This window comes from uncultured Campylobacter sp. (assembly GCF_938018145.1).
GTDB lineage: Bacteria > Campylobacterota > Campylobacteria > Campylobacterales > Campylobacteraceae > Campylobacter_A.
In genome coordinates, this window is sequence record NZ_CALIII010000266.1 from 1 (window position 1) to 6,159 (window position 6,159).

Annotated in this window: 5 protein-coding genes; all 5 read left to right on the forward strand. The window is 46.5% G+C overall.

Going from position 1 to position 6,159, the window contains the following annotated elements:
- Positions 1 to 1,810: formate dehydrogenase subunit alpha (locus Q0338_RS06085; protein ID WP_298085980.1), on the forward strand; the 1,810-nt coding region annotated here is incomplete at its 5' end.
- A 10-nt stretch (positions 1,811 to 1,820) separates the two neighbouring features.
- A complete protein-coding gene (gene fdh3B / locus Q0338_RS06090) occupies positions 1,821 to 2,381 on the forward strand; it encodes a formate dehydrogenase FDH3 subunit beta (RefSeq protein WP_298057424.1) in 561 nt (186 codons plus the stop codon).
- Between the two features lie 199 nt (positions 2,382 to 2,580).
- The gene (locus Q0338_RS06095; RefSeq protein WP_298085981.1) at positions 2,581 to 4,545 is read left to right on the forward strand and encodes an FTR1 family protein; all 1,965 of its coding nucleotides are present in this window, start codon (positions 2,581 to 2,583) and stop codon (positions 4,543 to 4,545) included.
- Between the two features lie 74 nt (positions 4,546 to 4,619).
- Positions 4,620 to 5,141, forward strand: a complete 522-nt coding sequence (locus Q0338_RS06100; RefSeq protein WP_185897431.1) for an iron transporter — start codon at positions 4,620 to 4,622, stop codon at positions 5,139 to 5,141.
- Between the two features lie 66 nt (positions 5,142 to 5,207).
- Positions 5,208 to 6,159 (forward strand): DUF2318 domain-containing protein (locus tag Q0338_RS06105; protein WP_298085982.1); only part of this gene is annotated, 952 nt, incomplete at its 3' end.

Sequence of the window (6,159 nt, forward strand, 5' to 3'; positions counted from 1 at the left end):
TATGTGTAACCTTTCCGATAGCTTGCCGATGTATTACGGGTTAGCGGATGCTTCTTGGAAATACTACTGCAAAGGCTGGGGCGTTGATTATGACGAGTTTATTAAGCGATTTGCGGTTTCGACAAAAGAGCCGAAACAGGGCGGCGCTCCGGTAAAAAATACCGTATTTGAAGAGTATTTTTATCACGATCCGCAAAATCCGGAAGATAGAAACTGGAGAAACGAAAAAGGCTGGTCGCTATCAAAATGGTGGCAAGGCGTTCTAAAAGAGGAAAAGACTTTTACTAGCGGCAAACTTCGCGTTCTTTGGGTTCAAGGAACCGGTATCACCTCTATGGCTCACCTTACTAAAATTCAACAAGCCGTCGACAAGCTAGATATGCTAGTAGTTGCGGAGCCGTTCGTAAACGAGGTTGCTATCCTTTCAGATAGAAAAGACGGAATTTACGTACTTCCGGTGGCTACTGCGTTTGAAAACGAAGGTCATATAAGCTCGACTAACCGCTCCGGTCAATGGAGAACGAAAGTCGTTGAGCCACTTTACGAGAGCAAGGCCGACCAAGACGTTATGTTCTTATTTGCTAAAAAATTCGGCTTTTACGACGAGTACGTAAAAGGCATGAAGATGGCGACCGTGAATAACGAGCCAAAACAAGTTAAAGACGACTTCGTATGGCCTGACGACGCTACAAACGAGATAGCTCGCTTGGGTAAATCTATCGGCTGCACCGGTAGAACGGCCGAGATGTTTAGAAGACATCAGGCTAACTGGCAAAATTTCGACCCTGATACGCTAATGGGTATCGGCGGCGACGTAAAAGGCGAATACTACGGTAAGCCTTGGCCGGCATGGGACGAAAAACACCCTGGTACGCCGATACTTTATGATATGAGCAAGTCTTACGCAGAGGGCGGTTGCGGATTTAGAAATCGTTTCGGCTTAGAGCATAACGGCGTTAGTCAGCTAGCTAGCGAGGATACGACTTTGGTAGGATCGGACGTAAAAGGCGGCTATCCGCAAATAACTAAAGAAAATATCGAAAAAGTCCTAGGCATAACCTTAACCGAAGAAGAAAAAAGACTGATGGGAGCTACTTGGAGTACGGATCACAGCGGACTTATCTTAGAAAAATGCCGCGAAAAAGGCGTAGTGCCGTTTGGTAACGCAAGGGCTAGAATGATCGTTTGGGAATTCCTAGATCCGATCCCTAAACACCGCGAGCCTATCCACTCTCCGCGCTGGGATTTGGTACAAAAATACCCGACTTTCGACGATCAGGCTAGAAACTTCCGCGTCGAGACGAAATATAAATCCGAGCAGCAAGCAAAAGACTGGAGTAAGGAATTCCCTATCGTATTTAGCACATTGCGCCTAGTAAACCTAAGCGGTGCTGGTATGATCGAGCGAACGAGTAAGTATCTAGCGGCGATCACGCCTGAGATGTTTGCTAACGTTCACCCTGAGCTTGCCCTAAAATACGGTATCCAAGACCGCGATATGATGTGGATTCACTCTCCGCAAGGCACTAAGATCAAGGTTCGCTGCTATCATACTCAGATGGTTACGCCGGATAGAATTTGTATGCCGTATAACTTCGCGGGCGTTATGCAAGGCGTGAGCCTAGAAGACCGCTATCCTGAGGGCACTAAGCCTTATACGATCGGCGAGAGCTTTAATACCGTAACAAACTACGGCTTTGACCCGGTTACTCAAATTTCGGAATTTAACGCCGGACTTTGCAGGATAGAAAAAGCAGACGGAGAGGGCTTTAACACCTTCTTCCACGAATACGGCGAAAATAGAGTCTAAGGAGTAAGAGATGGCAAGAATGAAATTTTTCGTAGATACAAACAGATGTATCAGCTGCTTTGGATGCCAGGTCGCTTGCTCTTCGGCTCACGAGCTCCCTGTGGGGCTCTACCGCCGCAAGGTCATCACGCTAAACGACGGTATAGAGGGCAAGGAAGTATCGACTACGATAGCCTGCCAACACTGCACCGACGCTCCTTGCGAGCAGGTGTGTCCGGTTGATTGTTTTTACATCAGAGCCGACGGTATCGTGCTTCACGATAAAAACAAATGCATCGGCTGCGGATACTGCCTATACGCATGTCCGTTTGGTGCGCCACAGTTTCCTAGAGACGGGGCATTTGGCATAAAAGGCGCTATGGATAAGTGCACGATGTGCGCCGGAGGCCCTGAGGAGACGAACTCTCACGAGGAGCTTCATATGTACGGCCAAAACCGCATCTCAGAGGGCAAAGTCCCTATGTGCGCCGCCGTTTGCGCCACCAACGCGCTACTAGTAGGCGACGCCGCAGACGTGTCAAACGTATATCGCAAACGCGTTATGCTAAGACAAGCGGGCGCTACTATCTAACTCGAATTCGGGGGCGGCTTGCTCCCGAATTTTCTTTCAAATTTTACCTCTTAAATTTACTCAAATTTCAAAGTCGGATCAATCTGATAATCAAAAAATATAGCTTGTTGATAAGACTTATACTTGATAGCCGTTTTTATTTTCGCTAAAGTTTTTTAATGATAAAATGCGCGCATAAAACATATTTTTTGGAGTTTTTATGAGTAAATTTTTGAAATTTATACTTGCTTTGTTTATCCCTTTTATGCTAAATGCAGCCGATACCGACTACGGCCCCGAGATACAGAGCATAAAAGATTCGTTCGTAAGCATCATGCAGCAGTATAAAGAGGGCAAGATCGATGAGGCAAAAACCGCCACACAAAATGCGTATTTTGGGCATTTTGAAAATATCGAAGCCGCGATTAGGGTAAATTTGGGGCAGAAAAAAGCCTACTCGATGGAGTCTAAATTCGGCAAGATCCGCAAAGCTATCATCGCTAAAAAATCCGTAGAAGAGATACAAGCGATAATGGACGAGCTAAACAAAGAGATGGATGAGGTTTTGCCCGTCATAAACACCGGTCACAAGCTAGTGGGCGAGTACTCCGATCCTAAAAACGCAGACGCCGCGCAGACCGCTAAGGCTACTGAGGCTAGCCAAACTACGGCGCAACCTGCAAGTAGCGCCGCTATCGAGCCGCACTGGCAGGTGGTTTATAACGATATAAAAACAGCTCTTAGCGCTGCAGCCACGGCCTACGAAAAGGGCGATAAAGACGCAGCAAAACAGCAGATAAACAACAAAGCCAAATTTGAGCTTTACCGCAACACGAAGCTAGAAGAGGCTATCCGTAGATTTATAAACGGCGGTCAGGGCATCGACGGCGATATCCAAAAACGAATGGGTTCGGCGATAATCGCGATAAACAACGATGTAGCCGCCGACGTACTAAAGTCAAATTTGGACGAGCTTGACGCGCTGATATACGAAAACGTAGCCAAGCTGCCTATGGACTCGGGCTCGCTAGCTACTAACGTGGTTTTACCTGATAGCGCCGAGGATGACGCGGCTACAGATTTTGCGCCAGTCGTTGCAAACATAAAGGCAAAAATCGCCGATGCGATCAAACTTTACGCCGCAAAAGACGTAGATAAAGCTATGAGCGATGCGCAGGATATTTACTTCGACGAGTTCGAAGGTAGCGGCATGGAAAACAAAGTAGGCGCGATAGACGTCGGCCTAAAAACTAAGATAGAAGGAAATTTCGGCGAAGTAGTCGCGCTGATGAAAGCGGGTGTGAGCGTCGAGAGACTCCAGCAAGCAGCCGATAATCTAGGTGCAAATTTAGACGCCGCGCTAGAAAAAACAAGCGGCAGCAGCTCGCCTTGGGCGCTATTTGTTTATGCGCTTACGATCATACTTCGCGAGGGATTTGAGGCGCTCATCATCGTAGCGGCAGTCGTGGCGTATCTACTAAAAACCGGCAACGAAAAGCGCATGAGTATCGTTTACAGCTCGCTTGGCGTAGCGGTCGTGTTAAGCTTTGTTATGGCGTGGATTATGAATTTGATATTTGCGGGTGCTGCGGGTCAAAAAAGAGAGGTGATGGAGGGCGCGGTGATGCTTATTGCCGTAGGACTGCTCTTTTACGTCGGTTTTTGGTTGCTCTCAAACGCAGGCGCAAAAAAATGGAGCAAATATATCCAAAGCCACGTCAGCGAGTCGATATCCGCGGGCTCTGCTAAGGCGCTTTGGTGGACGGTGTTTTTAGCCGTATTTAGAGAGGGCGCGGAGACCGTGCTTTTCTATCAGGCGCTGATTTTTGACGCTAAAGATAGCGTGGGCTACTCGATGATCGCGCTGGGATTTGTAGTGGGGCTAGTTGTCTTGCTTGTTACTTACTACGTGTTTAAAATTTTTGCTATCAAAATCCCGATCAAGCCGTTTTTCTTGGTCACTTCGGCGATCATTTTTTATATGTCGATCGTGTTTGTGGGCAAGGGGCTTATGGAGTTTGTCGAGGGTAAAATTTTCGTTCCGACCAAGATCGAAGGCTTCCCAACTATCGAGTGGCTGGGCATTTATCCGTATTACGAGAGCTTAGTACCGCAGACTATCATGATAGCAGCGCTAATCATCGGCGTGATCATAATGAAAAAAAAGCAAGCCAAAGAGGCTTAAATTTGACGTTTCTAGCTTTCGCGGGTTGCCGCGAAGCTTAAAATAAATTTACAAATCAATTTAAAGGAGAGAACATGAACAAATTTGTTAAAACAGCTTTGGCATTCAGCCTTGCTGCTTCAGTAGCCGTAGCAGGCGAGTTTCCTATCGGCGATCCGGTAGAAATCAACGGTATGGAGATAGCTGCCGTTTATCTAGAGCCGATCGACATGGAGCCAAAAGGCATCGACCTAGCTCCTAGTAAAGCAGACATCCACCTAGAGGCCGACATCCACGCTATCGAGGGAAATAAAAACGGCTTTGCAGCCGGCGAGTGGATCCCTTATCTAAAAGTTAATTACGAGCTAAAAAACCTAGATAACGGCAAAGTTAAAAAAGGCACATTTATGCCTATGGTTGCTCAAGACGGCCCTCACTACGGCGCTAACCTAAAAATGGACGCCGGCGTGGGCAACTACGAGCTAAAATTTCATATAGAAAATCCTGAAAAACAAGGCTTCGGTCGCCATGCGGACAAAGAAACGGGCGTAGGTAAATGGTTTGAGCCGTTCACCACGACTTATAAATTCCAATACACAGGAGCGCCTGCTAAATAGTTCGGGCTTAGAGCGGCTAAGTCCGCTCTAAATTTTATTCAAAATTCTCAAATTTTAGGGCTGATCATGTCTATATATTTCGTCCAAGTTATCTCATCGTTACTGGGATTTGTCCTTTTTGCAGCGTTAAACAACGACAAAAAGAGCCTAAAAGCGCTGTTTTTACCCTCGGTTTTGGGTATCGCAGCAGGCATAGTCGTTTTTAAGATCGCTAGACTCACGCTTCACGACGCCGGCGTGAAAATGGTATTTGACGCGGCTACTTTGGTATTTTTGCTAGTTAGCGCGCTTTGGATTTTTATCAAATTTAACCCTGCAAAGATGATAACGTTTTTCGCCTTGGGTGCGGGCTACGGTCTAACCTACGCTCACGCGGGCGCGAATTTTCCGGTATTTGCCGGCGAGCTACTCGATACGCAGTCTATCATCAGCCTATTTTTGATGATATTTGCGTTTTTGCTTTTACTGATTTTATTTTTCGTCGTTTCAAATTTAAAAGAGTGCCTATGCAAGCATGTTTTATGGACGTTTTCGCTTCTTTTTCTTGTAGTTTTGATAGTGCAAGCTATTTCAAACACGGGGCTTGAGTTTATGCGAGCGGGCATGATACCTACGTATCCGTGGGCGCTCTCGCTCGTGGCTAAAGGCATTTACTATACGACGTTTGCGCAGTATTTTTTCATCTTTTCGGTTTTGATTTTGGCGGTTATAAATTTCAAAAAACGTCCGGCTCCGCTCGTAAAATCAGTCGTGGGCTCGAATAAATTTAGATTTAACAACGCGGCTAGAAATTTCATGGCGGCAAACTCAAAAAGCAGCATAGCTATCGTCGTTACGGCTCTGATTTTCGGACTCTACTACGACCTGCACGCATCTAAACCGCCTGAGATCTCAGATCCTATCGTCGTAGAACCCGTAAACAACGAGTTTAAATTTGACGTCGAAAAACTCGCCGACAACGAGCTTCACCGCTACGCCTACATAAACGACGAGGGCAGGGAGATAAGGTTTTTCCTCT

Bases quoted from the DNA above. Each gene is read 5' to 3' on its own strand.
- Q0338_RS06100 (WP_185897431.1), top strand. From the start codon at position 4,620: ATGAACAAATTTGTTAAAACAGCTTTGGCATTCAGCCTTGCTGCTTCA.
- Q0338_RS06095 (WP_298085981.1), top strand. From the start codon at position 2,581: ATGAGTAAATTTTTGAAATTTATACTTGCTTTGTTTATCCCTTTTATG.
- fdh3B (WP_298057424.1), top strand. From the start codon at position 1,821: ATGGCAAGAATGAAATTTTTCGTAGATACAAACAGATGTATCAGCTGC.